This is a genomic window from Kitasatospora sp. NPDC089797 (genome assembly GCF_040684795.1).
In the GTDB taxonomy this organism is placed as follows: domain Bacteria; phylum Actinomycetota; class Actinomycetes; order Streptomycetales; family Streptomycetaceae; genus Kitasatospora.
In genome coordinates, this window is record NZ_JBFBGS010000026.1 from 94,804 (window position 1) to 113,557 (window position 18,754).

Sequence of the window (18,754 nt, forward strand, 5' to 3'; positions counted from 1 at the left end):
GTGTGCTGAACGTAGCCCCCCGCGAGGCACCCGTGGGAGCGCCCCTGGCGAAACGCCACCTTTCGCCACCCCCAGGAGTGAACCGAAGCCCGGAGGCGCACGCTTCACTGGATAGTCGCGACGGTCCGGCATATGCGGGCCGCCAAGTCCCCCGGCCAACCCCGGAAGACCCGGCAGTCCCGCAATCCCCCGCCACCACGGGCGAGTTCGCCACCCACTCGGGACGGCAACCGCCCCGCGCACCCGACGATCCGGCATCGGCGCCGCTGCCACAAGGCGGCGCCCGAGGCACACCACCGCAACTGGCGCACGCCAAGCGCTGCGCGCCGCCACCGCACCACGCACCACGCAACGGACAATCAACACACAGTCACCGTCCCGTAACCATCGGCAACGAGAACCTGTTGGGGGAGGCATGGACAACCTGTTCGGCGAACTTCGGCTGGGGCACCTGCGGCTGGCACCGCTGGGCGCACGCCGCCGCACCAAGGTCACCGCGTCCCAGGCCGTCGCGGAGTACACCGGCCGCTGGGGCTGGACGGTCGCCACCGGCGACCCGGCCACCGGCACCCCCGCCCCGACCCGCTGTCCCTGCGGCGCCCACCGCTGCGCCGCACCCGGCCTGCACCCGGTGCCCGGCAGCGGGAACCCGGCCCCGGCCGCCGGCGCCGAGGGCTCGGTGCTGTTCCCCACCGGCCGCGCCTTCGACGTCCTGGACGTCCCCGAGCCGGCCGGCCTCCAGGCGCTGGTCCGCCTGGAGCGGATGGGCACCCAGGTCGGCCCGGTGCTCGCCCCGCCCACCGGCCGGCTGCAGTTCCTGGTCGCCGCCGGCACCGCCCGCCGACTGCCCGACCTGCTGTACCGGATGGGCTGGGACGACGCCGCGCTCGACCTGAGCTGCCACGGCGAGGGCAGCTACGTCGCCGCCCCGCCCACCGTCCTCGGCGAGCTCGGCCCGGTCCGCTGGCTGCGCCGCCCCACCCGCGACAACGCCGGGTGCCCGCCCGAGGCCCGGCTGCTGCTCGGCACCCTCGCCTACGCCTGCCACCGCAGCCGCGAGCGCACCGCCGAGCCCGCCTGGATCGCCTCCTAGCCGGACGGGCCGGACGGGCCGCACTGCCGGACACCCCCGGACACCCCCCTGCCGGGCCCGGACAGCCGAAAGGGCCCGCCCCCTCAGGGGCGGACCCTCGGCGACGGAGGGATCCCGGTCAGTCCCCGATCAGCGCGTCCACGAACGCACCCGGCTCGAACGGCGCCAGGTCGTCGGCGCCCTCGCCCAGACCGATCAGCTTGACCGGCACGCCCAGCTCGCGCTGCACCGCGACCACGATGCCGCCCTTGGCGGTGCCGTCCAGCTTGGTCAGCACGATGCCGGTGATGTCCACCACCTCGGCGAACACCCGGGCCTGGATCAGGCCGTTCTGGCCGGTGGTGGCGTCCAGCACCAGCAGCACCTCGTCCACCGGGCCGTGCTTCTCGACGACCCGCTTGACCTTGCCCAGCTCGTCCATCAGGCCGGTCTTGGTGTGCAGTCGGCCGGCGGTGTCGACCAGCACGGTGTCCGCGCCCTCGGCGATGCCCTCCTTGACCGCGTCGAAGGCGATCGACGCCGGGTCGCCGCCCTCCGGGCCGCGCACGGTGCGCGCACCGACCCGCTCGCCCCAGGTCTGCAGCTGGTCCGCGGCGGCGGCCCGGAAGGTGTCGGCCGCGCCGAGCACCACCGTACGGCCGTCGGCGACCAGCACCCGGGCGAGCTTGCCGGTGGTGGTGGTCTTGCCGACGCCGTTGACGCCGACGACCAGGACCACCGCCGGGCCCTCCTCGTGCTTGGTGGAGCGGACGGTGCGGTCGGCGTCCTTGCCGAGCAGCTCGACCAGCTCCTCGCGCAGCAGGGCGCGCAGCTCGTCCGGGGTGCGGGTGCCGAGCACCTTCACCCGGGTGCGCAGCCGCTCGACCAGCTCCTGGGTCGGGGCGACACCGACGTCCGCGGTGAGCAGGGTCTCCTCGATCTCCTCCCAGGTGTCCTCGTCCAGGTGCTCGCGGGAGAGCAGCGAGAGCAGGCCCTTGCCGAGCGAGTTCTGGGAGCGGGAGAGCCGGGAGCGCAGCCGGACCAGTCGGCCGGCGGTGGGCTCGGGGACCTCGATGGCGGGAGCCGTCTCGGCCTCTGCGGGGGCCTCGACCTCGACGGCCTCGACGGCCTCGGGGAGCGGCACCTCCTCGACGGTGCGGCGCGGCTCCTCGGTCGGCGGCGCGGACTCGTCGCCGACCTGGGGCTCCCGCGGGGTGGTCTTCGGCGCCGTGATGACCGGCGCCTGCGACTTCGGGGGCAGCTGCTGGCGTCGTCTGCCGGAAACGACGAGGCCCGCGATCGCACCGACGGCGACCACGGCGATGACTACGGCAAGGATCACGTATTCCATAACCGCTCCAGTATCCGTGACCGGAGCCGTTCTGGACCGCAGCCGCCCTAGACCGTCACCGCACGGACGCCTGCCGACCCCCGGGCCCGGCGGCCGGGCGCCGTCGCCCCCCGCAGCCGCTGGCTGATCACCTGGGAGATCCCGTCACCCTTCATCGTCACCCCGTACAGCGCGTCGGCGGACTCCATGGTCAGCTTCTGGTGGGTGATCACGATCAGCTGGGAGCTCTCCCGCAGCTCCTCCATGATCCCGACCAACCGGCGCAGGTTGGTCTCGTCCAGCGCCGCCTCCACCTCGTCCATCACGTAGAACGGGCTGGGCCGCGCCTTGAAGATCGCCACCAGCAGCGCCACCGCGGTCAGCGAGCGCTCGCCGCCGGAGAGCAGCGACAGCCGCTTGACCTTCTTGCCCGGCGGCCGGGCCTCCACCTCGACCCCGGTGGCGAGCATGTCGTCCGGGTCGGTCAGCACCAGCCGCCCCTCGCCCCCCGGGAAGAGCCGGGCGAAGACGCCCTCGAACTGGGCGGCGGTGTCGTGGTACGCCGAGCTGAACAGCTGCTCGACCCGCCGGTCCACGTCCCGGACGATGTCCAGCAGGTCGCGCCGACTGCGCTTGAGGTCGTCCAGTTGCTCACCGAGGAAGCGGTGGCGCTCCTCCAGCGCGGAGAACTCCTCCAGCGCCAGCGGGTTGACCCTGCCCAGCTGCTGGTACGCCTTCTCCGCGGCCCGCAGCCGCTTCTCCTGCTCGGCCCGGACGTACGGGTACGGCTCCCCCGGCTCCGCCCCCTCCTCCGGCGTGCTCGGCGGGACCGGCCGGTCCGGGCCGTACGAGGCCAGCAGTTCGCCCCCGTCGATGCCGAACTCCTCCAGCGCGCGGGCCTCCAACTGCTCGATCCGCAGCCGCTTCTCGGCCCGCAGCACCTCGTCCCGGTGCCCGGCGTCGACCAGCTTGTCGAGCTCCTCCTTGAGCGCGCGCCCCTGCTCGCGGTGCTCCCGGAGCTCGCTCTCCCGCTCGGCGAGCGCCCGTTCGACGGCCGCGCGCCCGGCGTCCGCGCGGGCCAGCGACACCTCCAGGCAGGCCAGCAGCTGCCGGGCGCCCGCGGCGACGGCGTTCGCCACCCGGGCGTCGTGCGCGGCGCGCCGGCGGCGCTCGGCGGCCCGGTCACGCGCCTCCCGTTCGGCCCGGGCGGCCCGGTCCAACTGGTCGGCCCGGCCGGCCAGGGCACGGACCCGCTCCTCGTGGGTGCGCACCGCGAGCCGGGCCTCCAGCTCGGCCTGCCGGGCGGCGACGGCCGCCCCGGCGAGCCGCTGCTGCTCGGTGGCGTCCGGCTCGTCCTCCCCGGCCTCCGCGGACGCCTCGGCCGCGGCCAGCCGTTCGGCCGACTCCTCGGCGGCGGCGAGCAGTTCGGCGAGGCCCCGGTCGGCCCGCGCGACGGCCTCGGACAGCCGCCCGGCCTCCCCGGCGGCGGCCCGGGCCTGTCCGCCGAGCCGGCCGAGCGTCCCCGCCACCTGGGCCCGCTCCTTCTCCGACTGCCGCCGCAGCTCGCCGAGTTGCTCCACCTCGTCGGCCGACTCCCGCCGCAGGTCGATGAGTTCGGCCAGCCGCTCGGCCGACTCCGCGCAGCGCAGGTCGAGTTCGCCGATCTCCCGGGCGGCCTGGTCCACCGCGGCCCGGACCTCCAGCAGGCTGGGAGCACCGCCGGAGCCGCCCTCGGCGAAGCCGGCGCCCAGCCGGTCGCCCTCGACGGTGACGGCGGACAGACCGGGGCGTTCGGCGACCAGCCGCAGCGCCCGGTCCAGGTCGGCGACCACCGCCACCCCGGCCAGCCGGTTCCGCACCGCGGCGAGCAATTCGACTGGGCCGTCGACCAGTTCGGCGGCCCACCGGGCACCGTCCGGCAGCCCGCCGCCGGCCGGGGGGAGCTCGGCGTCCCCGGCGACCAGGAGCGCGGCCCGCCCGGCGTCCCGGGCCCGCAGCAGTCGCAGCGCGCCGACGGCGGCGCCCGGCGAGTCGACGGCCACCGCGTCGGCGGCCGCACCGAGCGCCGCGGCCACCGGCACCTCGTAGCCGGTCTCGACCCGCAGCAGTGCGGCCGCCGGGCCCAGCAGCCCGGTCAGCCGCTCCCCCGCGTCCAGCAGTGCGCCGGTGCCGTCCTTGCGGCGCAGCCCGAGCGAGAGCGCCTCGTGCCGGGCGGTCAGCCCGGCCCGCTGCCGCTCGGCCGCCGCGGCCGTCTCGCGGGCCGCGGCGAGGTCCCGCTCGGCCTCGGCCAGCCGCTCGCGGGCCCGCCGGTACCCGGCCTCGGCCAGCTCGTCGTCCCCGGCCAGGCCGTCCACCTGCCGCTGGAGCTCGTCGAGTTCGCCCTGCGCGGCCGCGGCCCGCAGCAGCGCCTCGTCCCTGGCCGCGGCGAGCCGGCCGGTCTCGTCCTGCGCCGAGCCGGCCCTGGAGCGGGCGGCGGCGGCCTGCCCCTGGAGCCGGGCCAGGCCCTCCCGGCGGTCCGCGATGGCCCGGGCGGCGTCCCGCAGCCGACGCTCCTCGGCCGCCAGCCCGCGCTCCAGCTCGCCCTTGTGTTCGACCGCCTCGGCCAGCGCGTACCGGGCCTCCTCCAGCGCCTCGGCGAGGGCGGCCTCCTCCGCGCGGACCCGCCCGGCCTCCTGCTCCAGTTCCTCCGGGTCCCGGCCGCGGCGTTCCTCGACCGCGCCCCCGGCGGCGGCGTGCCGGGCCCGGGCCTCGGCCAGGCCGATGGTGCCGCGGCTGCGCTCGGCGAGCGAGGAGAGCCGGTACCAGGTCTGCCGGGCGGCCTCCAGCCCCGGACCGAGGTGCTGGACCTGCGCCTCCAGGACCCGCTCGCGCTGCACCGCGCGGGTCAGTTCCTGTTCGACGGTGGTCCGGCGCAGCCGCAGGGCCAGTTCGTCGGCGACCTCGGCCTCGACGGCCCGGCGCAGGGCGAGCAGGTCGTCGGCGAGCAGCCGCAGCCGGGCGTCGCGCAGGTCGGCCTGGATGCCGGCGGCGCGACGGGCGACCCGGGCCTGCCGGCCGAGCGGTCCGAGCTGGCGGCGCAGTTCGGCGACCAGGTCCTGGACCCGGTTGAGGTTGACCTGCATCGCGTCCAGCTTCCGCAGCGCCTTCTCCTTGCGCTTGCGGTGCTTGAGGACGCCGGCCGCCTCCTCGATGAAGGCACGCCGGCCCATCGGGTCGGCGTGCAGGACGGAGTCGAGCTGCCCCTGTCCGACGATGACGTGCATCTCCCGGCCGATGCCGGAGTCGGAGAGCAGCTCCTGGATGTCCAGCAGCCGGCAGGTCTCGCCGTTCAGGGCGTACTCGCTGCCGCCGTTGCGGAACATGGTCCGGGTGATCGTCACCTCGGCGTAGTCGATCGGCAGGGCGCCGTCGGTGTTGTCGATGGTGAGGCTGACCTCGGCCCGGCCCAGCGGGGCGCGCCCGCTGGTCCCGGCGAAGATGACGTCCTCCATCTTGCCGCCGCGCAGCGTCTTGGCACCCTGCTCGCCCATCACCCAGGACAGCGCGTCCACCACGTTGGACTTGCCGGAGCCGTTCGGGCCGACCACACAGGTGATCCCCGGCTCGAAGCGCAGGGTGGTGCTGGAGGCGAAGGACTTGAACCCGCGCAGCGTCAGGCTCTTCAGGTGCACGCGGCCGGTCCCCTCATTCGCTCACGACGGGAACCGACTGTATCCGGAGTCCGACACGACGAAGGGACGCCACATCAGGGCGTCCCTTGCAAAGCTGCGTCCCTTTCGGGGCGGCTCAGTGCACAGCGGCGTCGATCTGTGAGGACCGGGGGGCTCAGGTGAGAGCCGGCTCCCGCTGATCCAGATCGATGCTGTTGAGCAGCGAGTGCTCGTCAGCGACAGCGGTGAGCGCGTCGTTCTCAGCCTGCATCCGAAGGAGCTCGGCTTCAAGGTCCTGGACGCGCTGCTGAAGCCGTCGCATCTCGGAGAGCATTCGCGGGTCGGGGCCGCCGACGTACCCGAGAAGCGCCTTTGCCATGATGAATGGTCCTCCACGCTGAGTGACCGAACCGGAACGGTACAGGTCTAGGGGGAAGGGGGACGCACGCGCGGCGCGCACCCGAAGTGCTGGCTGAGCACTACGGCACAACCACCGTGAGCTGGGCTCACGAGGGCATGCGCCTGCCGGGAAACGCGATCGTGTGCGCGGGCTTCAAGCGTCTCACCAAAGACGGTACGGGTCAACACGATCACCGCACGCTACCGCGCCCCTGTCACCTGCCCGGCGGTGTCGTCACGCCTGGGGGGTCTCGGGCCCGGGTCCACCACCTGCTCGTGGATCATCGTTCGATGCGGAGTCAACCACGAGTCTGCCCGAATGGCAACCGTATGACACCGCCGCTTGCCGATCATTTCCGGGGCCGGGCGGCGTCGCCCCGGGGAGCCGGGCTCAGCGGATCTCGAAACCCTCGTAACCTGCGCCGACGGCGGTCCAGATCTCGGTCACCCCGGTCACCGCGCCGGGCGTGTCGGGCCCGCGCAGCAGTTCCAGCAGCAGCTCGCAGTCGGCGGCCAGGCCCTCGGCCACCACCTGCACCCGGCCGTCGCCCAGGTTGCCGGCGTAGCCGGTCAGGCCGATCTCCAGCGCCCGTGCCCTGGTCCACCAGCGGAACCCGACCTCCTGGACCTTCCCCCGGACCCAGGCGGTCACCCGGACCGGTTCCTCACTGTGGGCGTCGCGACCGTGCATGCCCCGACCCTAACCGGCGCGGCCGCCGCTCACAGCTCCACCGGGCCCTCGACCGTCCAGCCCGGGTCGTGCACCTCGGCGTGCAGCTCGCCGCGGCGGGCCTCCCGGCCGCAGGTGCGACAGACCCAGGCCGGGTCGAAGGCGTGCGACGGGTGGTCCTCGGGAGCGTGGGCGAAGGTCACCGGGGAGTCCGGCAGCAGCCAGCGGTCGCCCCAGGTGCGCAGCGCGTGGGCGAGCGGGGCGAGGTCCCGGCCGGCCTCGGTGAGGTGGTACTCGTAGCGCGGCGGCCGCTCGCTGTACGGGCGGCGCTCGACCACCCCGGCCTCCTCCAGTGCCCGCAGCCGTGCGGTCAGCCGGTCGCGCGGGGCGCCGGTGTTGCGGGCGATCCGGTCGAAGCGGTGGTTGCCGTAGAACAGTTCGCGGACCGCGAGCAGGGCCCACTTCTCCCCCACCACCTGGAGCGCCGCGGCCATCGAACAGGGGCGGCCGGGCACGGCGGCCGGGGCGCGGGGCGGGGTGTCGGAGGTCACAGCGTCAGCCTGCCACACCGGGTTGCCTTCTCAAACCCGCACCGGGCACGGCCGACGGGAACGCCGACGGCCCCGCCGGTCGGAACCGGCGGGGCCGTCGGGGTCGCGGAAGGATCAGCGGGTCAGCGGGTCACCAGTCCCCGCCGCCACCGCCGAAGTCGCCACCGCCGCCGCCCCAGTCGCCACCGCTGAAGTCGGAGGCGTTGAAGTCGGCCCCGGTGAAGTCGCCGCCCTCGTACTGGTCCTGGTAGCCGCCGTGGCCGCCCTCCATCATCGGCGCCGCGGCGTAGGCCGGGCTGCTCATCATCGAACCGAGCATGGTGCCGACCAGCAGGCCGCCCAGCAGGCTGCCGCCACCGAAGCCGCCGTAGTACCCGCCCGCGTACGGCGCGTACGCCGGGCCGGCGTTCCAGTACGGCTGCGGGCCGTGCTCGGTGTCGACGGTGCGCACCGCCGGGTCGAGGCCCGCCGCCACCCGGTCCGCGTCGGCCTGGCAGACCGGGACGGCGCGGGCGGAGCCGCCGGCCGGGGCCCAGTCGACGTCCTTGACGGACGGGCCGTGCCGCGGGTCCATGAAACACGGGGGGCGCCGCTCGGGCAGCGGACGCTTGGCGCGCCGGGCCGCGAGGGTGGCCAGCTGGAACCGTCCGTCCTCGATCGCCTCGGTGACCTGCGTGACGTCCTCGGGCTTCCTGGCCTCGCTCATCAGCCGCTTGGACTTCTCGTACGAGTCCAGGGCGTGGCTGTAGTCGGTGCGCTGGGCGTCGTCGGCGTCCGGCGCGCTCGGGCTGAAGTCGAGCCGCTCCAGCTCGACGCCGAAGGCGGTGATGTCCTCGTCCACCACGCGGCGCAGCTGCTCCAGCTCGGCCCGGGCCTGCGCCTCCTTGCGCTGCTTGGCCCGGCGGAAGAGGAAGAAGACGCCGGCGCCGGCCAGCGCCACCAGCAGGACGGGGATGATCACCCAGGCGATCGAGGTGCTGTGGTTGACCCCGCTGCCCTTGGTCTGCGGGGCGGCCTGGTCGACGAAGTCGTTCAGGGTGGCGTTGATGTCGCCCTTGTCGGCGCGGTGGACGGCACCCGCGATCCGGCCCGCAGCGCCGGCGCTCATCGCGCCGCGGTCGGAGTAGGCCAGGAAGTCGTCGTTCCCGTGCCAGATGGCGTAGACGCCGTCGATGCCGACCAGGGTGCGCAGGTCGGTGCCGATGGTGGCCTTGTTGGCGGATTCGGGGACGACCGCGACGAAGATCGGCTTGTCGGCCTTCTCGATCTTCTTGGTCAGCGCGTCCGCCTGGGCCTGGCTGAAGCGGTCCTGCATGGTCGGGGCGACGTAGACCTGCCCCTTCTTCAGGGTGGCCGCGGCGTCGCTCAGCCCGCCGGCGGCCGAGGCCGCGGGCGCGAACAGCATCAGCAGCCCGAGCAGCGTCGCCACCAGGGCAAGCGGCCCGGTGCCCCGGGAACGTCGTGCAAGGGTTCTCATGCCCTTGACGCTACCGTGACCAGCGCCGGAGCACGGCATACCCTTCGCATACTGGTTATGACAAAATTCCCCGCCGTCCGCCGGGGCCGCTCCCCTTCTCGCGGATGACATTTCCCCGAGTCGACCCTGAGACGGGTGGGACCGGGGAACCACGTGAGGCGGCCGAACGTACGTCCCGGCGGGCCCGGAGCGGTGCGGAGACGGATCCGGGGCGGCCCGAGGGGGTGTCCCGACCGTACCGCGCCAACGGGCAGACTGTTCCCGGACCGTCGGTCCCATTGCCTTTTCTTGACCCAACTCCCGTTACTCGACCCAACTCCCGATCGGAGCGCTCGGTGATCATCGGCCTCGTCACGGCCGTGGCGGCATCCGCCTGCTACGGCACCGGCTCGGTCCTGCAGGCCGTCGGATCCCGCCGCTCGGCCCGGGAGGAGGCCGCCAAGGGCGCCACCACCTCGACCACCGAGCACGGCGGGCCGAGCCTGTCCTCCACCGCGAAGGCCGCCGTCACCTGGGAGTTCATCACCGGCACGGTGCTCGACCTGATCGGCTTCGGGCTCGGCGCGCTGGCCGCGCGGCTGCTGCCGCTGTTCCTCTCCCAGACCATCATCAGCGCCAACCTGGTGATCACCGCGGTGCTGAGCATCAAGCTGCTGGGCATCCGGCTCAAGCAGTTGGAGTGGGCCTCGATCGGCGTGCTCTGCTCGGCGCTCGTGCTGCTGGCCGTCTCGGCCGGGCCCGAGGGCGGCCACCACGCGTCGATGGCCTTCCACTGGGGGCTGCTGATCGTCACCACCGTGCTGCTGGCCGGCGGCAGCCTGCTGGTGCGCCGGATGGGCTCCAAGGGCGCGATCGTCGCCGGCCTGCTCTCCGGCCTGGGCTTCGGCGCCCTGGGCGTCGGCGTGCGCATCCTGAACGGCGTGGAGCCCTTCGACCTGGTCCGACTGGTCTCCGACCCGGCCCTGTACGCGGTGCTGGTCGGCGGCCTCGGCGGGATGTACGTGCACACCGTGGCCCTGCAGATCGGCTCGGTGAACGGCGCCACCGCCGCCCTGGTGGTCGGCGAGACGGTGCTGCCCGGCGCGGTCGGCGTGCTCTGGCTCGGCGACTCCACCAAGGCCGGCCTCGGCTGGCTCGGCGTGGCCGGCTTCCTGCTCGCGGTGGTCTCCGCGGTCGGCGTGGCCTACTTCGGCCAGGGGGACCACGGCGCCCTGGGCGACGCCTCCACCGACCACCCCGAACTCGCCCACAAGTAGCCGCGGTCCGGCCGCTTCAGCCCCCGCTGTGCCGCGGCACCCGCTGGCAGCGGGGGCAGAAGTAGCTGGACCGGTTCATCCAGGCGGCCCGCCGGATCGCGGTGCCGCAGCGGCGGCAGGGCTCGTGCTCGCGGCCGTAGGCGTCGAGGTCCCGGGAGAAGTAGCCGCTCTCACCGTTCACGTTGACGTACAGGCTGTCGAAGCTGGTGCCGCCCACGGCCAGCGCCGCGGTCATCACGTCCCGGGCGTTGGCCAGCAGCAGCGCGGCCTGCGGGCGGGTGAGGGTCGCGGTCGGGCGGTCGTAGTGCAGCTTGGAGCGCCACAACGCCTCGTCGGCGTAGATGTTGCCGACGCCGCTGATCAGGGTCTGGTCGAGCAGTGCGCGCTTGACCGTGGTGCGCTTGGCCCGCAGCGCGGCGGCGAAGGCCAGGTCGTCGAAGCGCGGGTCGAGCGGGTCGCGGGCGATGTGCGCGATGGAGACCGGGGTGCCCTCCGGGTCGCCCTCCTCGGCCTCCTCGACGGCCAGCCCGCCGAAGGTCCGCTGGTCGACGAAGCGCAGTTCGCGCCCGCCGTCCTCGAAGCGCAGCCGGACCCGCAGATGCGTCTCGTCCGGCACCGAGGGGTCCTGGACGAGGAGTTGGCCGCTCATCCCGAGGTGGCCGATCAACGAGAAACCCGCCCCGGTGCCGCCCAGCGGCACCCAGAGGTACTTGCCGCGGCGCTGCGCGGCGCCCAGGGTCGTGCCGGTCAGCCGGGCCGCGAAGTCGGCCGCGCCGGCCGGCTGGCGGCGCACCGCGCGCGGGTGCAGCACCTGGACGTCGGCGACGGTCCGCCCGGCGACCCAGTTGGCCAGTCCGCGGCGGACGACCTCGACCTCGGGGAGTTCGGGCACGGGAAACAGGCCTCCTGCGTGAAGGGATCGGCAGGAGGACAGGCTACTTCGGGATCACGCGCCGGCGGGCAGCCGGTCGGCGTACTTCTCCTTGATCGCGCGCCAGGCGCTCTCGGCGGCCTTCTGCTCGGCTTCCTTCTTCGAGCGGCCGACGCCGCTGCCGAAGTCCTCGCCGGCCACCCGGGCCGCCGCGGTGAAGGTCTTCTCGTGGTCCGGACCGGACTCCATGACCACGTACTCGGGCACGCCGATGCCCACCGAGGCGGTGAGCTCCTGCAGGCTGGTCTTCCAGTCCAGGCCGGCGCCCAGCTGAGAGGACTCCTCGATCAGCGGGTCGAACAGCCGGTGGACGAACTCGGTCGCCGCCTCCAGACCGCGGTCCAGGTAGACGGCCCCGATCACGGCCTCGACGGTGTCCGCGAGGATCGACGACTTGTCGCGGCCGCCGGTGCCCTCCTCGCCCTTGCCGAGCCGGATGAACGTGCCGAGCTCCAGGCCGCGGCCGACGTCCGCGAGCGCGCGGGAGTTGACCACCGCGGCGCGCAGCTTGGCGAGCGTGCCCTCCGGGACGTCCGGGTGGACGCGGTAGAGGGTGTCGGTCACCACGAGGCCCAGCACCGAGTCGCCGAGGAACTCCAGGCGCTCGTTGGTGGGCAGGCCACCGTTCTCGTACGCGTACGAGCGGTGGGTCAGGGCACGTACCAGAAGGGCGCGCTCAAGCGTGTACCCGAGGCGCCCTTCCAGGACGTCGTATTCGGTCGAAGCCGGCCCGCCGGCCTTGCCGCTGCCCGAAGAACCCTTCGAGGCAGAGGACGCCTTGCGGGTGGAGTTACCGTCCGACATCGATCCGTGCACCCCGCCGATCAGACCGAGAGGACCTGGCGACGGTTGTACGTGCCGCAGCTCGGGCACGCGATGTGGCCCAGCTTCGGCTCGTGGCAGCGGTCGCACGCCACGAGGGCCGGAACAACGGCCTTCCAGTTGGACCGGCGGTGGCGCGTGTTGCTGCGCGACATCTTCCGCTTCGGAACAGCCACGGCTACTTCTCCTGGTTCTCGGCGAGACCCTCACGGGTGTCGCTGTTCTTGATCCCGTCACCCTCGTCGCCGGGGGTGGCGGAGAGTCCCTGCAGAGCCGCCCACCGGGGGTCGGCGGCGTCGTGGTGGTGCGCCGGGTCGTCGCTCAGGCGCGCTCCGCACTCGGAGCACAGGCCCAGGCAGTCTTCCTGGCACACCGGCTGCAACGGCAGTGCGAGCACCACCGCATCACGCAGCACCGGCTGGAGGTCGAAGAAGTCGCCCTCCAGACGGTAAGTCTCTTCTTCCGAGTCCTCGTCGAGGTCCTCGGCGCCGGTGGTCCGGGCGCGGTGACGCTCGTCGGACTCCGGGTAGTAGTACAGCTCCTGGAAGTCCACGTCGATGTCGAAGTCGACGGGCTCCAGGCACCGGACGCACTCGCCCTCGACGCGGGCGTCGGCGGTGCCGGTGACCAGCACGCCCTCGACCACGGACTCCAGGCGGAGCTCCAGCTCGATCGGGCTCTTCTCCGGGACGCCGATCACGTCGATGATCCCGAAGCCCTCGGGGGCCTCCAGGGTCCGGCTCACCTTGCGCATCGCGCCCGGACGCCGACCGAGCTCGTGCGTGTCGAACACGAGGGGGTCGCGGTGGTCGAGGCGGTTCAAGGTGTCCTGACTTCCATAGGAATCAACGCTGGTTCCCCCGTCCGAGCCGGCGTTGCGAGGGCAAGCCGACGGCCGGACATGGGGATGCCGGAGTGGTCAGACTACCGGAGTCTCCCGCCAGGCCCAACTTCGGCCCCGTCAGGAGACTCCCGCACCGCCCCGGCGGGCGGCGCTCAGCGGCCGCCGAGCTCCCGCAGCCGGGTCATGTCGATCATGCTGGTGTCGAAGAAGCTGGTCTCGTCCAGGTTCTGCTGCTGCGGAACGGCCGGGGGCAGGGCGGGCTGCTGCGGGTAGCCGTAGGCGTCGTACGGCTGGGCCGCGTAGCCGTCCTGCTGCTGCGGGTAGCCGTAGGCGCCCTGCTGCTGGCCCTGGTGCTGCTGCTCCTGGTAGGGCTGCTGCTGCGGGTAGCCGCCCTGCTGCTGGCCCCACTGGGCCTGGTACGGGTCGCCCTGGACGGCCGGGTCGAAGCCGCCGCCGTACACCTCGGCGTACTGCCCGGCCTGGTGCTGCTCCTGGTGCTGGTGCTGGGCGGCCGCGTACTGGTCGGCGCCGGGCGCCTGCCAGCCGGCCGCGGCCGGGGTCTGCTCGGGCCAGGTCTGCTGCTGCGGGACGTCCTCGCGGTACCAGGCGATGTCGGCGCCGTCGGCGTCCTCGGCGAAGCCGGCGGCCACCGCCTCGGCGCGCTCCTTGGCCTGCTGGGCCTCGTCGGCCGCGGCGAGGTAGGCCCCCAAGTCATCGATCGGCCGCTTGCCGAGCAGCTTGTCGCGGCCCTTGCCGACCGCCTCCAGGGTCGCGCTGAGCACGTTCTCCAGGGTGGCGAGCTTCACGTCGACGTACTCGTCGACCTCGGGGCTCGGGCTGAGCCGCTGCGGCTGGAACTCCTCGCCGTCGGTCTCGCCCTCGGCCTCGAAGCCGCCCGCGTCGCCGCGCAGCTTGGTCCGGCCGCGGCCGACCGCGCCGAGCGTCTTGGTCAGCACCACCTCGAAGTTGGCGAGCTTGCTGTCCACGTAGTCGTCGGCCTCGGCGCGCTGGGTGTCGACGTCGACACGGGCCTCCGCGAGCAGCCGGTCGGCCTCGGACTGGGCCCGGCGGACCACCTCGGTGTCGGAGATCAGCGAACCGCGCTCGGCGTGCGCACCCTGGATGATCCGGTCCGCCTCGGCCTGGGCACCGGCCACCACCTGCTCGTGGTCGGCCATCACCGACTGGGCCTGGGCGAGTTCGGCGGGCAGGGCCGCCTTGAGGTCGTTGAGCAGGCCGATCAGCTCGGCCCGGTTCACCACGCAGGAGGCCGACATCGGCATCGAGCGGGCGTTCTCGACCGCCGCCACGATCTCGTCGACCTTGTTCTGCACGTCCACGGGGCTTCGTCTTTCCGTGTGCCGCCGACGGTCCGGCGGAGGCAGGCCCGGCGCGGTGGACCTCACCGCAGGGCAGGAGTACAGACTGTACGGCCCCCGTGCGGCGACCTCACAACGCCCGAGCCGAACCCGTCTCCCCCGCCTCGGACAAGCCGTGACGAACCGGCAGGAAACCGTTGCCGCTACTGGGCGGCCCGGCGCTCCGCGATCCGCTCCACCAGGCGGCCGTGCACCGTCTCCGGCAGCAGGTGCGAGACGTCGCCGCCGTACGAGGCGACCTCCTTGACCAGCGTCGAGGAGAGGAAGCTGTAGGTCGGCGAGGTCGGCACGAACAGCGTCTCCACGCCGCTCAGGCCGTGGTTCATCTGGGCCATCTGCAGCTCGTAGTCGAAGTCGCTGACCGCGCGCAGGCCCTTGATGATCGCGGGGATGCCGCGCTCCCGGCAGTAGTCCACCAACAGGCCGTGGTGCGACTCGACGACCACGTTCCCGAGCGGGGCGGTGACCTCCTCGATCAGGCCGATCCGCTCCTCGACGGTGAACATGCCCTGCTTGTTCCGGTTGATCAGGACCGCGACATGCACCACGTCGTACAGCTTCGAGGCCCGCTCGATGATGTCGAGGTGACCGTTGGTGATCGGGTCGAACGAACCGGGGCAGACGGCTCGGCGCATGGCGTGTGTGCTCCCTCGTGGGGTGACGGCTGCTGCGGGCCGCGGCCCGCTACTCCTGATCGCTGGCCCCGGCGGCGGCGCGACCGTACCAGAGGGTGCCCTCGCCGTACCGGCGGGAGCGCAGTACCTCGAAGCCCTCGGGCCAGCCGAACTCGCCGCCACGGGTGCTGCGCTCCACGGTGACGAGTGCGTCCTCCGCGAGCCAGCCCCCAGCCGACAGTGTGATCAGCATCTCGCGCAGCTCGTCGTCCGTCACCGCGTACGGCGGATCCAGGAAGACCAGGTCGTACGGGGCCGACGGCGGCGGCCCGGCGATCACCTTCTCCGCCTTGGCGGCCCGCACCTCGGCACCCGGCAGGCCGATCGTCCGGACGTTCTCCCGGATCACCCGGGCCGCCTGGGCGTCCGCCTCGACCAGCAGGACGTGCTCGGCGCCGCGCGACAGCGCCTCCAGGCCGACCGCGCCCGATCCGCCGAAGAGGTCCAGCATCCGGGCCCCGTGCAGGGTGCCGCGGAACGCCTCCAGGGTGGAGAACATCGCCTCACGGGCCTTGTCGGAGGTCGGACGGGTGCCCCGGCCGGGCGGTACGGCCAGCCGGCGGCCGCCGGCCGACCCGGCGATCACGCGGGTCATGGTGGTGGAAGGTCCTTTCGTCGCTGCCCGACCACGCTATCCCGATCTCCCCGTCGGGCCCACGCCGAGCGGGTGCGGCCCGGCGGAACGCTCCCGCCGGGCCGCACCCGCACCCCCGGACGGTCAGCTGGCCTCGGAGCCCGCGCCCTGGCTCGGCACGGCCGCGCCGAGCAGCGCCGGCGAGGCGTAGCGGGACCAGGACAGGCAGCCGTCGGGCGGGCAGAACTCGGGGCGGCGCGGGTCGTGCCCGAGCTCGCGCAGCTTGGTCCGGACGGAGTCGGGCGTGCGGCCGAAGCGGGCGGCGATCCGGGCGACGGTCTCGCCGTCGTGGAAGCGCCGGACCAGCTCCTCCTCGTGCTGCGGCACCCAGGGGGCGCCGTGGCCGGGGTACAGCTCGCGCAGCACGTCGCGGTCGGGGATGGGCTCGGCCACGTCGGCGACGATCGCCAGCGCCCGCAGCGCGCGGTTGAGCGCGATCCGCAGCGAGGCGACGTCCTCGACCGGCAGCCGGAGCCGGCCCGAGGCGAGCGGCGTGGCGGCCGCCCCCTCGCGCCAGCCGGTGAGGGTGAGGGTGACCTCTCGGTCGTCGTCGCTGGCGAGTTCGATCCGGAAGACCTTGTCGCCCAGCGGGAGCTCGTTGAGATGACGGAATGCCATGGCAGGACCCCCAAGTGTCGTGCCAGGTACGCACCTTGGGGGTGCGCCCTGAACAACTCCATTCTCTCGCGGGGGTCTGACAATCCGGGCCGTCCGGGGGCTCGTCCGGCCCTTCCCTCCGGACCGCTCAGCCCTTCTCCATGAAGGCCGCGCGGTCCTCGTCGATCAGGCTCTCCAGCACGGTGCGCAGCTCCGGGTGGGCGGTCAGCTCCGGGTCCTCGGCGACCAGCCGGGTGGCCTCGGTCCGGGCGGTGAGGATGACCTCCTCGTCCTCCAGCACCGAGAGCACCTTGAGCGAGGACTTCACCCCGGACTGCGCCTGGCCCAGCACGTCGCCCTCGCGGCGCTGTTCGAGGTCGATCCGCGACAGCTCGAAGCCGTCCAGGGTGCCGGCCACCGCGTCCAGCCGGGCCCGGGCGGCGCTGCCCCCGGGCATCTCGCTGACCAGCAGGCACAGGCCCGGCGCACTGCCCCGGCCGACCCGGCCGCGCAGCTGGTGGAGCTGGGAGACCCCGAAGCGGTCGGCGTCCATGATGACCATCGCGGTGGAGTTGGGGACGTTGACGCCGACCTCGATGACCGTGGTGGCGACCAGCACGTCCACCTGCCCGGCCGAGAAGCGGCGCATCACCTCGTCCTTGGCCTCCGGGGCGAGCCGGCCGTGCAGGATCTCCACCCGCAGGCCGCTCAGCGGGCCCTTCACCAGCTTCTCGGCGGTCTCCACCACCGAGAGCGGGGGCCGCCGTTCGTCGCTCGCGGCGCCCGCGTCCGGCTCGGTGAGGTCCTCGAAGTCCTCCTCGGCCGCCTTGCGCCGCTTCTTGGCCGCCTTCGGGTCGGCGGCCGGCTCCTCGTCCCCGATCCGGGGGCAGACCACGTACGCCTGGTGGCCCTTGCCGACCTCCTCGCGGACCCGCTCCCAGGCCCGGGTGAGGAAGTTGGGCTTCTCCAGCGCGGGGACGACATGGGTGGAGATCGGCGACCGGCCGGCCGGGAGCTGGTCCAGGACGGAGGTCTCCAGGTCCCCGAAGACGGTCATCGCGACGGTGCGCGGGATCGGCGTGGCGGTCATCACCAGCAGGTGCGGCGGCTGGTCGCCCTTGGCCCGCAGCGCGTCCCGCTGCTCGACGCCGAAGCGGTGCTGCTCGTCGACCACGACCAGGCCGAGGTCCTGGAACTGGACCTTGTCCTCGATCAGCGCGTGGGTGCCGATGGCGATCCCGGCGTCGCCGCAGGCCATGTCCAGCATCGCCTGGCGGCGGGCGGGGGTGCCCATCGAACCGGTCAGCAGCACCACCCGGGTGGCGTGCTCGGAGCCGCCGAGCATGCCGCCCTCCGCCAGGTCGCCCATCATCTCGACGATCGAGCGGTGGTGCTGCTGGGCCAGCACCTCGGTGGGCGCGAGCAGCACGGCCTGGCCGCCGGCGTCCACCACGGCCAGCATGGCGCGCAGCGCCACCAGGGTCTTCCCCGAGCCGACCTCGCCCTGGAGCAGCCGGTGCATCGGGTGGTCGGTGGCCAGGTCGGCGGCGATCTCGGCGGAGACCTTCCGCTGGCCCTCGGTGAGGGTGAACGGCAGCCGGGCGTCGAAGGCGTCCAGCAGGCCGCCGGCCCGGGCCGCGCGCGGCTTGGCCGGCAGTGCGGAGTCGGCGGCCCGGCGCCGGGCGAGGGCGACCTGGAGGACGAAGGCCTCGTCCCAGCGCAGCCGGCTCTGGGCGCGCTCGCGGTCGGCCTGGCTGCGCGGGCGGTGGATCAGCTCCAGCGCCTCGGGCAGCGGGACGAGGTCGTGCCGCTCGCGCAGTTCGGCGGGCAGCGGCTCGCCGACGTCGCCGAGGTGCTTGGTGAGCGCGGTCTCGATGCAGATCGACAGCTTCCAGCTGGGCATCTGCGCGCTGGCGCCGTAGACCGGGATGAGCCGGCCGGCGAACTGCTTCGCGGCGTCCGACCCGGCGTCCTCGTCGAGCAGCTGGTAGTCGGGCGAGACCAGCTGGCGGCTGCGGTTGAACACCCCGACCTTGCCCGCGAACAGGCCCTGGGCGCCGGCCTTGAGCTCCTTCTGCCGCCAGCCCTGGTTGAAGAAGACCAGCGAGAGCCGGCTGCGGCCGTCGGTGACCACCACCTCCAGCCGGTCGCCCTTGCGGCCGCGGAACGGGATCAGGGTGACCTTCTCGATCCGGGCCAGCACGGTGACGTGCTCGTCGATCTCCAGCTCGTCCAGGCTGGTGAGCTGGCCGCGTTCGACGTAGCGGCGCGGATAGTGGTGCAGCAGGTCCCCGACCGTGCGCAGCTTGAGGCTGTCGGCGAGCACCTTCGCGGTGCGGTCGCCGACGAGCTTGGTCAGTGGTTCATCGAGAGCGCCCATCAGGCCCCTGTTTACACCACGGGACCGACGGACAGCGGGCGCTACTCGCCCGCTCGCCTCCGGGGCGCTCTCGTCCGGTACCGACGGT

Annotated in this window: 17 protein-coding genes; 2 read left to right on the forward strand and 15 right to left on the reverse strand. The window is 73.6% G+C overall.

Features of this window, described 5'->3' with window-relative positions; all coding sequences use genetic code 11:
* Positions 1–415 precede the first annotated feature (415 nt).
* A complete protein-coding gene (locus AB0O91_RS22115) occupies positions 416–1,093 on the forward strand; it encodes a bifunctional DNA primase/polymerase (protein ID WP_363435787.1) in 678 nt (225 codons plus the stop codon).
* Positions 1,094–1,211: 118 nt separating this feature from the next.
* On the opposite strand, the gene ftsY is transcribed toward AB0O91_RS22115, so the two are convergent.
* The 6 genes from ftsY to AB0O91_RS22145 all read right to left on the reverse strand — a co-directional run bounded on the left by ftsY (position 1,212) and on the right by AB0O91_RS22145 (position 9,149).
* Positions 1,212–2,423: a signal recognition particle-docking protein FtsY gene (ftsY, locus tag AB0O91_RS22120; RefSeq protein WP_363435789.1), complete on the reverse strand. Its 1,212-nt coding sequence runs from the start codon at positions 2,421–2,423 to the stop codon at positions 1,212–1,214.
* A gap of 47 nt (positions 2,424–2,470) precedes the next feature.
* Positions 2,471–6,073 (reverse strand): chromosome segregation protein SMC, encoded by a 3,603-nt coding sequence (smc, locus tag AB0O91_RS22125; RefSeq protein ID WP_363435791.1) that lies wholly within the window; start codon positions 6,071–6,073, stop codon positions 2,471–2,473.
* Positions 6,074–6,227: 154 nt separating this feature from the next.
* Complete coding sequence (locus AB0O91_RS22130; protein ID WP_045702518.1) at positions 6,228–6,431, reverse strand: hypothetical protein; 204 nt, start codon at positions 6,429–6,431, stop codon at positions 6,228–6,230.
* A gap of 411 nt (positions 6,432–6,842) precedes the next feature.
* Positions 6,843–7,142 carry an acylphosphatase gene (locus tag AB0O91_RS22135; RefSeq protein WP_363435793.1) on the reverse strand — a complete coding sequence of 100 codons (300 nt, stop codon included), beginning with the start codon at positions 7,140–7,142 and terminating at the stop codon, positions 6,843–6,845.
* Between the two features lie 29 nt (positions 7,143–7,171).
* Complete coding sequence (locus AB0O91_RS22140; RefSeq protein WP_363435795.1) at positions 7,172–7,672, reverse strand: helix-turn-helix domain-containing protein; 501 nt, start codon at positions 7,670–7,672, stop codon at positions 7,172–7,174.
* A gap of 130 nt (positions 7,673–7,802) precedes the next feature.
* Positions 7,803–9,149 (reverse strand): hypothetical protein, encoded by a 1,347-nt coding sequence (locus AB0O91_RS22145; RefSeq protein ID WP_363435796.1) that lies wholly within the window; start codon positions 9,147–9,149, stop codon positions 7,803–7,805.
* Between the two features lie 335 nt (positions 9,150–9,484).
* Here AB0O91_RS22145 and AB0O91_RS22150 point away from each other — a divergent pair, with 335 nt between their 5' ends.
* On the forward strand, positions 9,485–10,405 hold the full coding sequence (locus AB0O91_RS22150; RefSeq protein ID WP_363435798.1) for a hypothetical protein: 921 nt from the start codon (positions 9,485–9,487) through the stop codon (positions 10,403–10,405).
* 16 nt (positions 10,406–10,421) lie between these two features.
* On the opposite strand, the gene mutM is transcribed toward AB0O91_RS22150, so the two are convergent.
* The 9 genes from mutM to recG form a co-directional block, all read right to left on the reverse strand.
* Positions 10,422–11,297 (reverse strand): bifunctional DNA-formamidopyrimidine glycosylase/DNA-(apurinic or apyrimidinic site) lyase, encoded by an 876-nt coding sequence (gene mutM, locus AB0O91_RS22155; RefSeq protein ID WP_363435800.1) that lies wholly within the window; start codon positions 11,295–11,297, stop codon positions 10,422–10,424.
* A 54-nt stretch (positions 11,298–11,351) separates the two neighbouring features.
* The gene (gene rnc / locus AB0O91_RS22160; protein ID WP_360233106.1) at positions 11,352–12,140 is read right to left on the reverse strand and encodes a ribonuclease III; all 789 of its coding nucleotides are present in this window, start codon (positions 12,138–12,140) and stop codon (positions 11,352–11,354) included.
* Positions 12,141–12,160: 20 nt separating this feature from the next.
* Positions 12,161–12,334 carry a 50S ribosomal protein L32 gene (rpmF, locus tag AB0O91_RS22165; protein ID WP_030056747.1) on the reverse strand — a complete coding sequence of 58 codons (174 nt, stop codon included), beginning with the start codon at positions 12,332–12,334 and terminating at the stop codon, positions 12,161–12,163.
* A gap of 2 nt (positions 12,335–12,336) precedes the next feature.
* Positions 12,337–12,981 carry a DUF177 domain-containing protein gene (locus tag AB0O91_RS22170; protein ID WP_363435802.1) on the reverse strand — a complete coding sequence of 215 codons (645 nt, stop codon included), beginning with the start codon at positions 12,979–12,981 and terminating at the stop codon, positions 12,337–12,339.
* Between the two features lie 173 nt (positions 12,982–13,154).
* Positions 13,155–14,342 (reverse strand): ATP synthase F0 subunit B, encoded by a 1,188-nt coding sequence (locus AB0O91_RS22175; protein WP_363435804.1) that lies wholly within the window; start codon positions 14,340–14,342, stop codon positions 13,155–13,157.
* Between the two features lie 182 nt (positions 14,343–14,524).
* Positions 14,525–15,016: a pantetheine-phosphate adenylyltransferase gene (gene coaD, locus AB0O91_RS22180; protein WP_363435806.1), complete on the reverse strand. Its 492-nt coding sequence runs from the start codon at positions 15,014–15,016 to the stop codon at positions 14,525–14,527.
* Positions 15,017–15,065: 49 nt separating this feature from the next.
* Positions 15,066–15,650, reverse strand: a complete 585-nt coding sequence (gene rsmD, locus AB0O91_RS22185) for a 16S rRNA (guanine(966)-N(2))-methyltransferase RsmD (protein ID WP_363435808.1) — start codon at positions 15,648–15,650, stop codon at positions 15,066–15,068.
* A 123-nt stretch (positions 15,651–15,773) separates the two neighbouring features.
* On the reverse strand, positions 15,774–16,307 hold the full coding sequence (locus AB0O91_RS22190) for a hypothetical protein (protein ID WP_363435810.1): 534 nt from the start codon (positions 16,305–16,307) through the stop codon (positions 15,774–15,776).
* 127 nt (positions 16,308–16,434) lie between these two features.
* Positions 16,435–18,666 (reverse strand): ATP-dependent DNA helicase RecG, encoded by a 2,232-nt coding sequence (recG, locus tag AB0O91_RS22195; protein ID WP_363435812.1) that lies wholly within the window; start codon positions 18,664–18,666, stop codon positions 16,435–16,437.
* Positions 18,667–18,754: the final 88 nt, after the last annotated feature.